This is a genomic window from Pontibacterium sinense (genome assembly GCF_015209595.1).
Classification (GTDB): domain Bacteria; phylum Pseudomonadota; class Gammaproteobacteria; order Pseudomonadales; family Balneatricaceae; genus Pontibacterium; species Pontibacterium sinense.
Genome location: NZ_JADEYS010000005.1, coordinates 70,958 through 86,154, shown reverse-complemented (window position 1 = coordinate 86,154; position 15,197 = coordinate 70,958). Strand labels below are relative to the sequence as shown.

General features: G+C 51.8%; 15 protein-coding genes. 5 read left to right on the top strand and 10 right to left on the bottom strand.

The window, feature by feature from the left end:
• Positions 1–57: 57 nt before the first annotated feature.
• From IOQ59_RS06375 to trxA, 4 genes are all read right to left on the bottom strand, one after another.
• On the bottom strand, positions 58–1,098 hold the full coding sequence (locus IOQ59_RS06375) for a 2Fe-2S iron-sulfur cluster-binding protein (RefSeq protein ID WP_193952444.1): 1,041 nt from the start codon (positions 1,096–1,098) through the stop codon (positions 58–60).
• Positions 1,098–2,573 carry a 4-hydroxy-3-polyprenylbenzoate decarboxylase gene (gene ubiD, locus IOQ59_RS06370; RefSeq protein ID WP_193952443.1) on the bottom strand — a complete coding sequence of 492 codons (1,476 nt, stop codon included), beginning with the start codon at positions 2,571–2,573 and terminating at the stop codon, positions 1,098–1,100. Before ubiD ends, IOQ59_RS06375 begins: the two co-directional genes overlap by 1 nt.
• 68 nt (positions 2,574–2,641) lie before the next feature.
• Positions 2,642–3,901, bottom strand: coding sequence for a transcription termination factor Rho (gene rho, locus IOQ59_RS06365; RefSeq protein WP_193952442.1), 1,260 nt, complete (start codon positions 3,899–3,901; stop codon positions 2,642–2,644).
• Between the two features lie 268 nt (positions 3,902–4,169).
• Positions 4,170–4,496, bottom strand: a complete 327-nt coding sequence (gene trxA, locus IOQ59_RS06360; RefSeq protein ID WP_193952441.1) for a thioredoxin TrxA — start codon at positions 4,494–4,496, stop codon at positions 4,170–4,172.
• A 275-nt stretch (positions 4,497–4,771) separates the two neighbouring features.
• Between trxA and ppx the strand changes: the two genes are divergently transcribed.
• Positions 4,772–6,292, top strand: a complete 1,521-nt coding sequence (ppx, locus tag IOQ59_RS06355) for an exopolyphosphatase (protein ID WP_193952440.1) — start codon at positions 4,772–4,774, stop codon at positions 6,290–6,292.
• Positions 6,293–6,393: 101 nt separating this feature from the next.
• On the opposite strand, the gene IOQ59_RS06350 is transcribed toward ppx, so the two are convergent.
• From IOQ59_RS06350 to yrfG, 4 genes are all read right to left on the bottom strand, one after another.
• Positions 6,394–7,941: a phosphoenolpyruvate carboxykinase gene (locus tag IOQ59_RS06350; RefSeq protein WP_193952439.1), complete on the bottom strand. Its 1,548-nt coding sequence runs from the start codon at positions 7,939–7,941 to the stop codon at positions 6,394–6,396.
• A 200-nt stretch (positions 7,942–8,141) separates the two neighbouring features.
• Positions 8,142–9,014, bottom strand: coding sequence for an Hsp33 family molecular chaperone HslO (hslO, locus tag IOQ59_RS06345; RefSeq protein ID WP_193952438.1), 873 nt, complete (start codon positions 9,012–9,014; stop codon positions 8,142–8,144).
• Positions 9,015–9,090: 76 nt separating this feature from the next.
• On the bottom strand, positions 9,091–9,498 hold the full coding sequence (gene hslR / locus IOQ59_RS06340; RefSeq protein ID WP_193952437.1) for a ribosome-associated heat shock protein Hsp15: 408 nt from the start codon (positions 9,496–9,498) through the stop codon (positions 9,091–9,093).
• Complete coding sequence (gene yrfG, locus IOQ59_RS06335; RefSeq protein WP_193952436.1) at positions 9,495–10,160, bottom strand: GMP/IMP nucleotidase; 666 nt, start codon at positions 10,158–10,160, stop codon at positions 9,495–9,497. The genes hslR and yrfG overlap by 4 nt, the downstream gene beginning before the upstream one ends.
• A 44-nt stretch (positions 10,161–10,204) precedes the next feature.
• Between yrfG and nudE the strand changes: the two genes are divergently transcribed.
• Positions 10,205–10,753: an ADP compounds hydrolase NudE gene (gene nudE, locus IOQ59_RS06330; protein WP_193952435.1), complete on the top strand. Its 549-nt coding sequence runs from the start codon at positions 10,205–10,207 to the stop codon at positions 10,751–10,753.
• Positions 10,754–10,757: 4 nt separating this feature from the next.
• Positions 10,758–11,588 carry a 3'(2'),5'-bisphosphate nucleotidase CysQ gene (cysQ, locus tag IOQ59_RS06325; protein WP_193952434.1) on the top strand — a complete coding sequence of 277 codons (831 nt, stop codon included), beginning with the start codon at positions 10,758–10,760 and terminating at the stop codon, positions 11,586–11,588.
• Positions 11,589–11,618: 30 nt separating this feature from the next.
• On the opposite strand, the gene IOQ59_RS06320 is transcribed toward cysQ, so the two are convergent.
• On the bottom strand, positions 11,619–11,861 hold the full coding sequence (locus IOQ59_RS06320; protein ID WP_228050730.1) for a hypothetical protein: 243 nt from the start codon (positions 11,859–11,861) through the stop codon (positions 11,619–11,621).
• Positions 11,862–12,136: 275 nt separating this feature from the next.
• Between IOQ59_RS06320 and IOQ59_RS06315 the strand changes: the two genes are divergently transcribed.
• Together IOQ59_RS06315 and IOQ59_RS06310 are read left to right on the top strand one after the other, a co-directional pair.
• Positions 12,137–12,721 carry a superoxide dismutase gene (locus tag IOQ59_RS06315; protein WP_193952432.1) on the top strand — a complete coding sequence of 195 codons (585 nt, stop codon included), beginning with the start codon at positions 12,137–12,139 and terminating at the stop codon, positions 12,719–12,721.
• A gap of 169 nt (positions 12,722–12,890) precedes the next feature.
• Positions 12,891–14,672 (top strand): ATP-binding protein, encoded by a 1,782-nt coding sequence (locus IOQ59_RS06310; protein ID WP_193952431.1) that lies wholly within the window; start codon positions 12,891–12,893, stop codon positions 14,670–14,672.
• Here IOQ59_RS06310 and IOQ59_RS06305 read toward each other — a convergent pair.
• The gene (locus tag IOQ59_RS06305) at positions 14,599–15,171 is read right to left on the bottom strand and encodes an arylesterase (RefSeq protein ID WP_304621438.1); all 573 of its coding nucleotides are present in this window, start codon (positions 15,169–15,171) and stop codon (positions 14,599–14,601) included. The genes IOQ59_RS06310 and IOQ59_RS06305 overlap by 74 nt on opposite strands.
• Between the last annotated feature and the right edge of the window lie 26 nt (positions 15,172–15,197).

Here is a 15,197-nt window from a genome sequence, read left to right as displayed (position 1 = left end):
ACCCACAAAAAAGCCCCCAAAAGGAGGCTCTTTCAAACGAGGCGGCAAAAAACCTAATCAACCACGCGGTGCATACGCAAACACATCGGAGTGCATCTGCTTTTCATTAAATCCACGAGTTTCTGCTGCATCCAGCAACGCATAAACCATCGCCGGGGAGCCGCTGGCAAAAATCTCGACACCGCTCAGATCAGAAAAGTCTTCCAGTACCGCTTCGGGCAACAACCCCGTGCGACCTTTCCAGTTCGGGCTATTTTCCGGCTCACTCACCACCGGTACGAATGTCAGATTGGCGTGCTCCGCTTCCCATTGCTGAGGCAAACGCTCCAGATACATATCTTCTTCGATACGTGCGCCCCAGTAGATGGTGATTGGATTCGGTACCTGATTCGCCAGCAAGTGCTCAACAACGCTCTTTACCTGAGCAAAGCCCGTACTTGCCGCACCAAAGATAAAATGGGTATCTGGGTTCAGCGCTTTGGCCTGCAAGAAACAATCACCTTTTGGCAGTTCCAGCTCAACGGTGCTCTCAGACTTCAGATGATCCATAATGGCATTGGACATATCACTATCCGGGATATGTCGAATATGCAGTTCCAGATCACGCCCTTGCTCCGGCGCACTGCCAATTGAGAATGAGGCCTGTTTGCCGTCTGGCAGAACCACATCAAGATACTGACCGGCGTTAAATTCAATCGCCAGACTGCCTGTTGCCGGCAGCTGTAAACGAACCCGATACACATCGTGGTTCAGGGACTCGATCCCTTTAATGTCACAAACCAGTTTTTTCACCGATTGTTCTCCGGGGGCTATCAGCCCTTCAATATTCACCCAAACATCCGTCAACGGGGTCGCGGTACACGCCAACACCCTGACATTTTCTGCAGCGTTATTATTGTTGTAGGTCGCACTTGGGTATCGTTGTTTAACCGTGCCTCGTTGCAACCCTATTTCACAGATCTCGCACACCCCGTTCCGACAACTTTTCCGCATCCGGTACCCGGCACTTTCCAGTGCTTCGAGCAGGCTTTCTCCTGTCCGGACAGTTACCGGTTGCGGTTCATCATTCAGGTGCAGCAGAAATACTGTGTCACTCACTAGAGAATATCCAGCTCGTCCCAGATGTCATCAACCCGCTGCTTGATTGCGTCATCCATTTTTATCGGTTCGCCCCACTCACGGGTGGTTTCACCTTCCCACTTGTTGGTGGCATCCATCCCCATCTTCGACCCTAAGCCTGATACCGGAGATGCAAAGTCGAGGTAATCGATCGGCGTATTGTCGATCATCACGGTATCCCGCTGCGGGTCCATGCGGGTGGTGATCGCCCAGATGACATCATTCCAGTCACGGGCATTTACATCGTCGTCACACACAATCACAAACTTGGTGTACATAAACTGACGCAGAAAAGACCAGACTCCCAGCATCACACGTTTAGCGTGGCCCGGGTACTGCTTCTTCATCGTCACCACGGCCATACGGTAGGAACACCCTTCCGGCGGCAAGTAAAAATCAACGATCTCCGGGAACTGTTTCTGCAGAATCGGCACAAACACTTCGTTCAACGCCACACCCAGAATGGCCGGCTCATCCGGCGGACGGCCCGTATAAGTACTGTGATAGATCGGGCGATCACGGTGAGTGATGCGTTCGACCGTAAATACCGGGAAGCTATCCACTTCGTTGTAATAACCAGTATGGTCGCCAAACGGTCCTTCGTCTGCCATCTCATCAGGATCAATATATCCCTCAAGGATAAATTCTGCGCTGGCGGGCACCTGCAGATCACTGCCTAAACACTGTACAACTTCAGTTTTACCACCGCGCAGGAGACCCGCAAAGGCGTATTCTGACAGCGTGTCCGGTACCGGAGTCACCGCACCCAATATCGTGGCCGGGTCTGCACCCAACGCCACAGCAACAGGGAAAGGCTTACCGGGATGCTCCTTTTTCCATTCGCGGAAATCCAGCGCACCACCACGATGAGCCAGCCACCGCATGATCAGCTTATTTTTGCCGATCAGCTGCTGCCGGTAGATACCGAGATTCTGACGCTCTTTATTCGGACCGCGCGTAATTACCAGTGGCCAGGTCACCAGCGGACCGGCATCACCCGGCCAGCAGGTCTGGATCGGCAGCTTATTCAGATCAACATCGTCGCCTTCAACCACATGCGCCTGACAGGGAGCCTTCTTCACCACCTTCGGTCCCATGTTGAGCACTTGCTTAAAGACTGGCAACTTCTCCCAGGCATCTTTCATACCTTTTGGAGGTTCAGGCTCTTTAAGCTGAGCCAACACTTCGCCTACGCCACGCAACGCGTGAACGGTCTCTTCACCCATGCCCATTGCAACACGCTCGGGCGTACCAAACAGGTTGGCCAGCACCGGGTAGTCGTAACCTTTGGGATTTTCGAACAGCAAGGCAGGACCGCCGGCACGCAGGGTGCGATCAGCGATTTCCGTCATTTCGAGATTAGGATCAATCTCTTGCTTGATACGTTTCAGCTCACCGCGCGCTTCCAGCATCTGGATAAAGTCACGCAGATCTTTGTATTTGGGTGTCGCCATGCAAATAACCAATCTAACAGCCATAAAAAAGGGCAAGCAAATGCTTACCCTTTCATACGGAAATCGTCTTACTTCCGCTTCATCGACAGGAAGAACTCGTCGTTGGTTTTAAAGTCTTTCAACTTATCGAGTACAAACTCAATCGCTGCGGAATCTTCCATCGGATCCAGCAGCTTACGCAGAATCCACATACGCTGCAGTTCATCTTCGGTGGTCAACAGATCTTCACGACGAGTACCGGAGCGACGAATGTTGATCGCTGGGTATACGCGTTTCTCTGCAACTTTACGGTCCAGATGAACTTCGGAGTTACCGGTACCTTTAAATTCCTCGAAGATAACCTCATCCATCTTAGAACCGGTATCAACCAGTGCTGTCGCGATGATGGTCAGGCTGCCGCCCTCTTCGATGTTACGTGCTGCACCGAAGAAACGCTTTGGACGTTCCAGTGCGTGTGCATCCACACCACCGGTCAGTACTTTACCGGAGGATGGGATCACTGTGTTGTAGGCACGCGCCAGACGGGTGATGGAGTCCAGCAGGATCACCACGTCTTTTTTATGCTCGGTCAGACGCTTCGCTTTTTCCAATACCATCTCAGCAACCTGCACGTGGCGCGCTGGCGGCTCATCGAAAGTAGAAGCAACCACTTCACCACGTACTGTACGCTGCATCTCGGTCACCTCCTCCGGGCGCTCATCGATCAGCAGGACAATCAGGTGGGTCTCAGGGTTGTTGCGAGTGATGCTGTTGGCAATGTTCTGCAGCATCAGGGTCTTACCAGCTTTAGGCGGAGATACCACCAAAGCACGCTGACCTTTACCCATCGGGCAAACCAGATCGATGACACGAGCGGTCAGATCTTCGGTACTGCCGTTACCCATCTCAAGACGTAAACGGTCCTGCGCAAACAATGGCGTCAGGTTTTCGAACAAGATCTTGTTCTTTGCGTTTTCCGGCTTGTCGTAGTTAATCTCGTTAACTTTCAGCAGGGCAAAGTAACGCTCACCTTCTTTAGGTGGACGAATCTTACCGGCAATCGTGTCACCTGTACGCAGGTTGAAACGACGGATCTGGCTTGGAGATACATAGATATCATCGGGTCCCGCCAGGTAAGAGGAGTCGGCGGAACGCAAAAAGCCGAAGCCATCCTGCAGAATTTCAAGTACACCGTCGCCATAGATATCTTCACCACCTTTGGAGTGGCGTTTCAGGATGGCGAAAATCACATCCTGTTTACGGGAACGGGCAAGATTGTCCATGCCCATGCCTTTGGCGATATCCAGCAGTTCAGGAACGCTTTTTGTTTTCAGTTCAGTAAGATTCATAAGTGTAAGGGAGCGCGGCAAAAGGCCTGCTTAAGATGAATGGGTAGGTTTTGGGAAGAATTCGGAATTACTAAAATAGAGCTACTACAGTTGCTGCTAATGCGACAGGAACACCGTCAAATCTGAGCGCGACGGGCTGTCTATGCAACGACTATAAAAGGTTGTTTCTACGCTGTCTATAGCAGAGAGGAGAAAATGTGGCACTGGAACCGTCGGATACGAAATTATTCTCAGGTTACTGTCAGCGACCACATTTTCAGACCCGGAATTACAGGTTCGCTTCGATGAATGCAGCCAGCTGGGACTTAGACAGTGCGCCAACCTTAGTCGCTTCAACGTTACCACCCTTGAACAACATCAGGGTTGGGATGCCACGGATACCGAACTTCGGTGGCGTATCGTTGTTTTCATCGATGTTCAGCTTACACACTTTCAGCTGACCTTCGTATTCCTTGGCGATCTCTTCCAGCACAGGGGCAATCATTTTGCATGGACCGCACCACTCCGCCCAGTAATCAACCAGTACCGCGCCCTCAGCTTTCAGGACATCCTCTTCAAAAGAGGCATCGGTAACGTTTACGATGTTCTCGCTCATGGGATACTTTCTCCAATGTACCTGGTGCTTGAATAATAAGACGCCCGATAATAACACCGTCGGTCCTTATTTGGTAACCGACTTCAACCATCGTTGCATCCTTTGACCCGCCTCATTGCGGCACGATGCCAGACTTATTTCTTATATCAGTATAACTTCGCCCGCCGGACGATACATGTTCTGTAATGTCTCTTCTGGTAACCTTAGACTTATCTGTGCCTTCACTCCGCATGGCACCGGCTTTCAAGCGATATAGATTTCGAGGCGTTTTTAGCATGTCCCAGCAGGATGTAGGCAGCGACAACAATCAGGATTCCACCCTCCTTGCCGCTATTGACCTAGGCTCCAACAGTTTCCATATGATGCTCGCCCGCCTGACCCAAGGCGAACTCAAACCCATCGATGTGATGTCCGAAAAAGTGCAACTGGCTGCAGGTCTGGATGCAAACAAAGAGCTGACAGAAGCCGCTCAAGAGCGTGGGCTTGATTGCCTGAGCCGGTTTGCACAACGCATTGTCTCGCTACCCCGCAGTGCCGTACGCATCGTTGGGACCAACGCGCTACGCGAAGCCAAAAACGCCGCTGTTTTTATGGATAAGGCAGAAAAAATTCTCGGCACACCACTAGAAATTATCGCCGGCAGGGAAGAAGCCCGTTTAATCTATCTGGGTGTCGCACATACGCTGGCCGATGATCTGGGCAAGCGGCTGGTTATCGATATTGGTGGCGGTAGCACAGAGTTCATCATTGGAGAGCGCTTCGAACCACAGGAGCTCGAAAGCCTGCATATGGGATGTGTCAGCTACACCAAGCGTTTCTTCCCCGATGGCATCATTTCTGCCGAGCGTTTTCAGCGGGCCAAAACAGCCGCCATGCAGGAATTACTGTCGATCCGCAATCGCTACCGCGAGCAAGGCTGGAGCAGCTGTGTCGGCTCATCCGGCACCATCAAAGCGGTCCGCAATGCACTAATGAGCGCCGGTCTGAGCGACGAATCCATTACCGCACATGCACTCTACAAACTGCAACAACGACTACTGGAATTTAACTCGGTTGATGACATCGACATCGAGTCCATCAAACCTGAGCGCCGCACAGTGCTACCAGCAGGCATCGCTATTTTGTCAGGCATACTGGAATCACTGGGTATCGATAAGCTCGATTACTCCACCGGCGCACTGCGCGAAGGCTTGCTGTACGACACGATTGGCCGATTAGAACACGAGGATGTACGCGAGCGTACTATCAATGCTCTCGTTGCGCGTTATCATGTCAACACCGAACGGGCCAACAAGATCGAGCATACCGCACTGCTTGGCTGGGCACAGGTAAAGGACGATTGGGGACTGGAGCGTCCGATTTTCCATGACATGCTCAGCTGGGCATCGCGCACACACCAGATTGGCCTGACAATTTCTCACAGCCAGTTCCACAAACACAGTGCGTACTTATTACAGAACTCCGACCTGCCCGGTTTCACCAAGCGAGATCAACAGCTGGTAGCCTCACTGGCACGCGGACACCGCCGCAAGTTCCCAAAAGAAGAGTTCAAAAAGCTGCCTAAGTACCTGCAGGAACCTTACCGTCGTCTCTGTATTCTATTGCGTATTTCTGTACTGCTGCATCGTAGCGAAAGCACTGTCCGCTTACCGGCCATTATCTTCCGCGCCGAGGACAATCAACTGCGCCTGCGCTTTCCGGAAAGCTGGCTGCAACATAATCCATTGACGACGGCCGATCTGCAACAGGAAGCGGAACACCTGAAAGTAATCGACTATCGCCTACTGATTGAATAAGCCCAACGTCACGCCGCCTGACAGGTCATTTGCACTTATGTCAGGCATAAAAAAACGCCCTCAATTGAGGGCGTTTTTTTGTAGCGGACCGTTAGCTGATTTTACAGCTGAGGGCCTGCAGTAATGATCTCTTCAGATACACCGGAGAACTTCTCGAAGTTGCTGGTGAACTGGCCGATCAGATCTTTAGCCGTTGCGTCGTAAGCACCTTTATCTGCCCAAGTCGCACGCGGGTTCAGCAGCTCAGAATCAACACCTGGTACCGCAGTAGGTACGGTCAGGTTGATACCTTCCAGATGCTGAGTCTCAGCACCTTTCAGCGCACCGTTCTGGATTGCAGAAATGATACCGCGAGTCGTTGGAATGCTGAAACGCTCACCCGTGCCGAAAGAGCCGCCCGTCCAACCTGTGTTGACCAGGTAAACCTGAGAACCGAACTCTTCGATACGCTTCATCAACAGCTCTGCGTATACAGCAGCAGGGCGCGGGAAGAACGGCGCACCAAAGCAGGTAGAGAAGGTAGACTTGATACCACCGCCGGAACCCATTTCGGTAGAACCTACCAACGCAGTGTAACCGGACAGGAAGTGATAAGCCGCCGCTTCTTTAGACAGGATAGACACCGGTGGCAATACGCCAGTCAGGTCACATGTCAGGAATACGATTGCCTGAGGCTCGCCACCCATGTTGGTGTCAGTACGCTTTTCAACGTGCTGCAGAGGGTATGCACAACGACCGTTCTCAGTCAGAGACGTATCGTCGTAATCAGCTGTGCGGCCTTCGTTCAGCGTCACGTTTTCCACGATAGCGCCAAAGCGGATTGCGTCCCAGATAATAGGTTCGTTCTTCTGTGACAGGTTGATGGTTTTAGCGTAGCAACCACCTTCCAGGTTGAAGACAACACCTTTACCCCAACCGTGCTCGTCATCACCGATCAGGTAACGATCAGGATCAGCAGACAGTGTAGTTTTACCTGTACCGGACAGACCGAAGAACAACGTTGTGCTCTCGTCTTCGCCTACGTTTGCTGAACAGTGCATAGGCAGCACGTCTTTTTCAGGCAGCAGGAAGTTCTGTACGGAGAACATCGCTTTTTTCATCTCACCGGCATAACGCATACCCGCCAGCAGGACTTTACGCTTCGCAAAGTTGATGATGACACAGCCTTCGCTGTTGGTGCCGTCACGTTCAGGATCGCATTCGAAACCCGCAACGTTCAGGATCTGCCACTCTTCTTTGCTTTTCTGGTTGTATTCCGCAGGGCGGATGAACAGGTTCTGACCGAACAGGTTCTGCCATGCAGTCTGCGTGGTCATTTTAACCGGCAGATAGTGATTAGGATCGGAGCCTACGTGAACATTAGCGACAAACGATTCCTTGTCCGCCAGATATTCCTCTACACGCACCCACAGCGCATCAAATTTGTCTGCATCGAAAGGACGGTTTACGTTGCCCCAATCGATAGAGTCAGAAGTGCTTGGCTCTTCAACGATGAAACGATCCATCGGAGAACGGCCGGTGCGTTTACCGGTTTCTACAACTAAAGCACCGGTATCAGCCAGACGACCTTCGCCGGACTGAATAGCTTTTTCTACGAGCTGAGCCGGGCTCAGGTTGGTGTTTACGGTATTCACAGATTCTTTGGTCATTACTGGGTTCCCTTGGCGTAGGCGCCAATAACGTTACCTGATAAGCAATTAGACGTTCCGTACCTAGTAGGCACAGTTTATTGTCATAGTTATATAAAAAAGGAGGCGTATTATTGCACAAAAAGTAGCAACAACGCCATTTCAAAAACGATTCCCATTCAGGGTTCGCTAATTATTTGACCCCGGTTGGTTTTTTCCGATCAATGCACGGAATCCGAGCCCGGGGCGGACGCTGTATCTGAAAACATCAGGTCCAGATCAGCCTGATCAAAGTGGTACTGCTCGTTACAGAACTGACAAGCAACGTCAATATTTCCCTGCTCATCAAGAATGCCCTGCAACTCCTCTTTGGTCATGAATTTCAGCGTATTTAAGCTGCGATCACGCGAGCAATCACAGCGAAACTGGACAGGATCAGCCTCGTACAAACGACACTGTTCCTCATGGAACAAGCGGTAGAGCAAGGTGTTGTTGTCCAGTGTCAGCAGCTCTTCATCTTTCAACGTCGAAGCCAGATGGCTGATTCGGGTCCAGTCCTCTTCACCGTTGCCTTCTGCCGGCAGGACCTGCAGGAAGAATCCTGCCGCATGGGTATCATCTGCCACAAAATGCATCTGGGTAGGTAGCTGCTCTGACTGTCCGAAGTAGCCTTCGAGACAAGCTGCCAGCGTGTTGCCTTCCAACGGCACTACACCCTGGTAGCGCTGGCCTTGATCAGGGTCGATGGTGATCGCCATCCGGCCCTTTTCCAGCAGTTCAATAAAGCTGGCGTCGTCGGGCAACTCGCCTTCATAACGCGCGATCGCACGCAGATCATGCTGGTCGTTGCACTCAGCCATAAGCAGCGAGACGCTACCTTCACCCTGGGCTTGCAGGATCAATCGTCCTTTAAACTTCAGGTTGCTACTAAGAACAGTCGCGGCAGCCATCATCTCACCGAGTACACGGCGAATCACTTGCGGGTAGTTGTGCTTTTCCAGTGCTTTTTGGTAGCTGTCTTCAAGACCTACCAACACACCACGGATATCCAGTTCATCAAACAGGATACGTTGAATTTGATCAGAATTGCTCATTGAGGGGTATTCGTACACGAAGTTGTTTATCTGCCCGCCATATTACCATAAACAGCGGCGAACGTGCGTCATCTGCTCAGGCAGGCTGATCTTTAAAGCCGCGAATCTGACGCCGTTCTTTTTTGTTGGGGCGATGACGCGGGTTCAGACTGGAGCCCTGCGCTTTACGTTGTGCAGCATTTTCTTCACGTTTAGCCACGCTGGCGTCTGTTTCGCGATACAGTTTTTGCGCTTCAGGTGCACCGCGGCGCTGATCAGAGAGCGCTTCAACGATAACAATTTTTTCATCAAAACCCTGACGGATCTCAATCTTGGCCCCCAGCTCCACGTGACGACTGCATTTTGTGCGCTGACCGTTGTAGTGAACCTTACCACCGTCGATCATCTGTTTGGCTATTGCGCGTGTTCGATAAAAACGTGCAGCCCACAACCATTTATCCAGACGGACTTTGATATCCTGCAGTGCACTTTTATGTTCACTCATGAATCTGACTTCTTCGGCATTATTTCATCAAAATGGTCGATCGCACGGAACTCATCTATCTCCCGTCGCGGCGCCTGACTGTCCGGCTGAACAATCGACAGCAGATAGCGAATACCGTATTTCTGCGCTGAGCGCAGCACCGGCAGACTATCATCCACCAGCAATGTACGACTCGGATCAAACGGCTCAACTTCCTTCAGTTTATCCCAGAAACACACATCTTCTTTGGGTAACTGAAAGTCATGGGAGCAGATCACATCATCCACCAGCGTATGGATATCAGTGTACTCTTTCTTCAGGTTTAGACTGCCATAATGGGCATTAGTGACAATAACCGTGCGAATTTTTTCCTGCTGCAAGCGTGCCAGAAAGTCCTTCACATGCGGCCGGAACGCGATCCGGTCGGCAACCTCACGCTTCAATTCAGGGACATCAACCCCCAGCTCACGGCTCCAGAAATCCAGGCAGTACCAATTTAGTGTGCCCTGCTCCTGTATGATACGCTGGTGTAACCATTCCCGCGCTTCACCCGGTTCCATAGCGTGGATCTGCGCATACCGCAGCGGCAGAAACTCCAGCCAAAAGTGGGAGTCAAAATGCAGATCAAGCAAAGTGCCGTCCATATCTAGCAGGACAGTATCGATTTGGGACCAGTCAATCATGGACGTTTCGCGTTAGGAAATTAGCTATTAAGAGTGCTTACAGTATGCCCGCTAAACCGGAAATTTTGAAGGTCACCCAAACCGCCAGTAGCCGCCTGTTCCAGGTAGAGGAACTGAGCCTGCGTTTTTCTAACGGCGCAGAACGTGTTTACGAACGCCTCGCAACCCGTGGCAACGGGGCCGTGATGATTGTGCCTGTTACCACGGAGGGCAACGTCCTGCTGATCCGGGAGTACGCCGCCGGCCTTGAAGATTACACCCTGACCCTGCCCAAGGGCTTGATTGATCCGGGCGAATCCGCACATCAGGCGGCCGACAGGGAGCTCAAGGAGGAAGCCGGTTTTGGCGCTGAACGCCTGCACAGTTTGAAGGTCATGACCTCCGCACCTAACTATATGGGCCACAGTATCAATGTGGTGATCGCACGTGATCTCTACCCATGCCGCTTAGAGGGTGATGAACCTGAGGAATTGGAAGTCGTCAGCTGGCCACTGGCGGATCTGGATAATCTGGTGCTTCAGGAAGAGTTCAGCGAAGGCCGTGCCATCGCCGCGCTCTACATGACCCGTACTTTTTTACAGAACGAGCAATAAGCCCATGGACATTGATCTGTTTATTCCTGATCTGCGCAAGATCTGTCTGGATGCAGGCAATGCCATCATGGATGTCTACCAACGTGATGACTTTGATATTCAGGCCAAAGGGGATGATTCACCTGTCACCGCTGCTGATCTCGCCGCCCATCAGATCATCGAACAGGGGCTGAGCCAGCTCAATCCAACTATCCCTCAACTGAGTGAAGAAGCGGACGATATTAGCTTCAGTACCCGTCAGCACTGGGATCTGTTCTGGTGTATTGATCCACTGGACGGCACCAAAGAGTTTATCCGCCGCAACGACGAATTCACCGTCAACATTGCGCTAATCCAGTCCGGCCAACCGATTCTGGGCATTATTCATCTGCCAACCACCAAAGAAACCTGGTGGGGAGGCCCACGTATCGGTGCCTGGAAACAAGAGGCGAACGGCAGCGTACGTGCCATTCAGAGTCGGTCACTGGGTGATACATTGATTGTGACCGCCAGCCGTCGCCATGGTCAGGAGCAGAATGACCGCTTGCTGGTAAAGCTCGCCTCCCGGTTCAACAACGTCGAAAGTCTGGCGAGTGGTAGTTCACTGAAGATGTGCCTGATAGCAGAAGGTAAGGCGGACCTTTATCCCCGTCTGTTTCCAACATCGGAGTGGGATACGGCAGCAGCACAGGCCATCGTAGAAGCGGCGGGAGGAAAACTGGTGCATGCAGAGAACCTGCAGCCCTTGAAATATAACCAGCAGGAAAGCCTGATCAACCCGTTCTTTTATGTCGTGGGAGACCCGGACTTCCCGCTGAATGCGCTAGCGAGCACAAAGGACTCGTCAACCGACTGAAAATGCTCAGCCGGATGAAAAGATGATCTATTAAGGGGTCAGACACGCCTGAGAACCGGCGGCAACCACTTCTCGTACCTTTTCACCAAAAGCGCCTTCAAGTTGCTGCGCCATAATTGCTTTCACTTCGTTGTCACTGAAATGCTTGTGTACATATTTACCCAGGCATTCGCAGCGTTCTTCCGTAACATTGTCACCTTTCATGCAGCCTTCAACAAACGGGCCATAGGTGTCCGACGTCCACAACTGTGTTTTGGCCAAAAATATGGCCATAGATACAGCTCCAATCCAAAGAAAAATCTTACCCATATTTTGTAAACACTTTGTTCTGGTTTTTGTTATGAAACCACAGTTTAGGGCTTCAACCCGCGTATTTCAGCTTACTTTAGTCGCAGCACTGCAATTTCCATTCAATAATCCCGTACGTTTTGTGCCATGAAAACCGTTCAAGGCGGTGCTATTCTCAATGCACTTACCGCATCCATTCTGGGAGTTCTTCCGTAGGAAGGGCAGCAGTATGGTTGTAACTAATATGGAGGTAAACACTCATGAGCTTTGAATTGCCAGCGCTGCCTTTTGCCCGAGACGCACTAGAGCCGCACATCTCTGCCGAAACACTGGATTACCACCACGGTAAACACCATAACACCTATGTGGTTAAGCTGAATGGTTTGGTGCCGGGATCTGAATTTGAAGGCAAAACGCTGGAAGAGATCATCTTGTCCGCGCCAGCGGGCGGTGTCTTTAACAATGCCGCGCAAATCTGGAACCACACATTCTATTGGAACTGCCTGTCACCGAACGGTGGTGGCGCTCCAAGTGGGGCGATTGCTGATGCAATCAACGCTAAATGGGGTTCATTCGCAGCATTTCAGGAAGAACTGAACGACAAAGCCGTTAACAACTTTGGTTCCAGCTGGACGTGGCTGGTTAAAAATCCGGACGGGTCTCTGGAGATCGTTAACACCAGCAACGCCGGCACCCCGATGACAGCCGGCCAGACTGCTCTGCTGACCGTTGATCTGTGGGAGCACGCTTACTATATCGACTACCGCAATGTACGCCCTGATTACCTGAAAGCGTTCTGGCAACTGGTTAACTGGGACTTCGTAAACGAGAACTTTGCAGGCTAAAACATTAGCCACTCAGCAAATGACTCCCGCGAGACGGCTTTAAACAGCGGTCTCGCCGTTACTGCGGCAAGGATGCCAACGGTAGCAGGCTCGTCAAAACGCCCTAACAAGGGTAGTATTTGACCAGTCTTTCAAGATTATTCCTATACTCAGGACAGGACGTCTGACATTGAATACCCCTCTAACCAAATGGACACTGCCATTGCTCTGGCTGTTGCTGACAGGATGTTTGCAACTGTTCCTGCTGAATATCGATTACGGCCGAATTCAGAAACAAGTGAATGACGAAGCGGGATATCTCTACGACAGCATTTACGATCGCACCCGCCTGAACGAAGTTCTACTACAAAGTTTTACCACGCTGGTCGATGCTCAGCCCGACGACCATCAGGCACTGCGACGCTTCGCGACGGGGATGCGAACCCGCAACCCACATATTGCCCGCCTGCAGTTGCAAGAGCGGGTATCAATCAACGACCAGAACGCCTTTGAAGAAACGATGCGCACGCGCGGTTATGACTATTTCAGTATCCGCTTTGGTGAAGATCAGACACAAGTCAGTGGTAATCAGGGCGAACGGATCTTTTTCCCTTTTACCTTTCTAGAGCCCTTTAACTCGGAAACCCGCCGCTTTCTCGGTCTCGACATGAGCACCAACACGCATTTTGCGCAATCGTTCCTCGACAGCGTGTATTACCGCCGCCCTGTCGCCACCGAACCCTTTATCCTTGATGATGGGCGCTCGGCGTACACGTTGTACCAAGTGGTTTACGCCAATAACCACAGCCCCGATGATAGCTTTCAGGTCGCTTCCCTTGTGGTGACTTTTGAAGGTTTGCTGCCAGCCACACCCGCCAAAGATGCCTATACCCAAATATCACTGCTGGATGCCAATGGCCGCTTGCTGGTCAACAGCGGTCAACTACCTGAAAACAACTGGTTACCGACCCTGTCAGTGACCCACAAACTCAACCGTTTTGGCCAGCCATTACAGGTACAACTGTCCCGCAGTATGGTTTGGAGTGATATCAATTGGGTATTGATGGCAGGCGCGCTGCTGTTTTCACTGGCGCTGCTCAAACTGACTCAGGCCTATACGGAGCAAAAACGGGACGGACAGCAGCAACGTCTGGCCGTATTACAAGAGCTGGAAACTGAACGCAACCAACTCGAAAGCCATGTGAATCAGCGGACCCAGGAACTCAATGCACAGCTGCTAGAAAACCAGCGTTTAGCCCATCGGGTGATGGAGGTGCAGGAAAACGAGCGACGTCATCTTGCACGCGAGCTACACGACGAGCTTGGCCAGTCACTGACAGCTATCCGTACTGACGCTCGCCTGTTAAAACGCCTGCATCCGAACGAAACCAGCGCGGTGCATCAGAGCGCCGACTCGATCGACACAATCGCCCGCCATATTTACGCGGTAACCTATGATCTGATGCGCTATCTGCGTCCAACATCACTGGATGATCTGGGTCTGGTAGACGCACTGCATGAATGCATCTCCAACCTGCGACTGCGCAAAAACGGCATTCAGCTGGAAACCCGCTTCAGTGGCCCACTTAATGAGATGGCCGAGACCTACAACATCACTTTGTACCGGCTGGTACAAGAGTCCCTGACCAATACGCTGCGCCATGCCGCTGCGGATCACATCACTCTGGAATTACATCGTTATCAAAGCGAACAGGAAGATTTTCTGGAACTTTCTGTGGCCGATAACGGTCACGGGTTTAGCCAGAGTGAAGAAAGCAAAGGAGGTGGGTTTGGCCTGATAGGGATGCGGGAGCGCGTCAATGCACTGGGTGGCCAGTTCAGGATTCAGAGTTCACCCGAGTATGGTACCCGGGTAGACGTCGTTATTCCTATACCCTCTAAGGCAGAGGAAGCAGCGGTTTTAACGCAGGCCATACCGTTTCCAGCAGATAAGGCTGTCCCTCTGCATTAGGATGCAGGCCATCGTTCTGCATCAACGTTGGCTCCAACGCGACGCTTTCCATAAAAAACGGAACCAACGCGGTGTCGCGCGCATTCGCTACGCGCTGAAAAACATCGGCAAAACGGCGCGTATAGGCCGGTCCGTAATTGGGCGGTAACTGCATCCCCAATACCAATACTTTGGCACCTTGCTGTTGAGACAGCAGGGTCAAACGATCCAGATTGCTCCGAATGACCGGCGGGAACGTACCCCGTAAACCGTCATTCGCGCCCAGTTCCAACATCACAATGTCGGGCTGGTACTGTTTTAGCAACGCAGGTAATCGGCTCAGGCCTCCCTGCGTGGTTTCACCACTGATACTGGCGTTCACCACGGATACAGCGTAGCCCTTCTGCTGCAGGCGCTGATCCAGCAATGCCACCCAACCCTTTTCAGGGGCGATACCATAAGCAGCAGAAAGACTGTCTCCCATCACCAGTAGCGTTGTCGCACTGGACAGAGGAGCCATACAGATTAGCCAGGTAAGGACGAGAA

Coding starts and splice junctions, on each gene's coding strand:
- ubiD (WP_193952443.1), bottom strand. CDS start 2,573: ATGGCGACACCCAAATACAAAGATCTGCGTGACTTTATCCAGATGCTG.
- rho (WP_193952442.1), bottom strand. CDS start 3,901: ATGAATCTTACTGAACTGAAAACAAAAAGCGTTCCTGAACTGCTGGAT.
- trxA (WP_193952441.1), bottom strand. CDS start 4,496: ATGAGCGAGAACATCGTAAACGTTACCGATGCCTCTTTTGAAGAGGAT.
- ppx (WP_193952440.1), top strand. CDS start 4,772: ATGTCCCAGCAGGATGTAGGCAGCGACAACAATCAGGATTCCACCCTC.
- IOQ59_RS06350 (WP_193952439.1), bottom strand. CDS start 7,941: ATGACCAAAGAATCTGTGAATACCGTAAACACCAACCTGAGCCCGGCT.
- hslO (WP_193952438.1), bottom strand. CDS start 9,014: ATGAGCAATTCTGATCAAATTCAACGTATCCTGTTTGATGAACTGGAT.
- hslR (WP_193952437.1), bottom strand. CDS start 9,498: ATGAGTGAACATAAAAGTGCACTGCAGGATATCAAAGTCCGTCTGGAT.
- yrfG (WP_193952436.1), bottom strand. CDS start 10,160: ATGATTGACTGGTCCCAAATCGATACTGTCCTGCTAGATATGGACGGC.
- nudE (WP_193952435.1), top strand. CDS start 10,205: ATGCCCGCTAAACCGGAAATTTTGAAGGTCACCCAAACCGCCAGTAGC.
- cysQ (WP_193952434.1), top strand. CDS start 10,758: ATGGACATTGATCTGTTTATTCCTGATCTGCGCAAGATCTGTCTGGAT.
- IOQ59_RS06320 (WP_228050730.1), bottom strand. CDS start 11,861: ATGGCCATATTTTTGGCCAAAACACAGTTGTGGACGTCGGACACCTAT.
- IOQ59_RS06315 (WP_193952432.1), top strand. CDS start 12,137: ATGAGCTTTGAATTGCCAGCGCTGCCTTTTGCCCGAGACGCACTAGAG.
- IOQ59_RS06305 (WP_304621438.1), bottom strand. CDS start 15,171: ATGGCTCCTCTGTCCAGTGCGACAACGCTACTGGTGATGGGAGACAGT.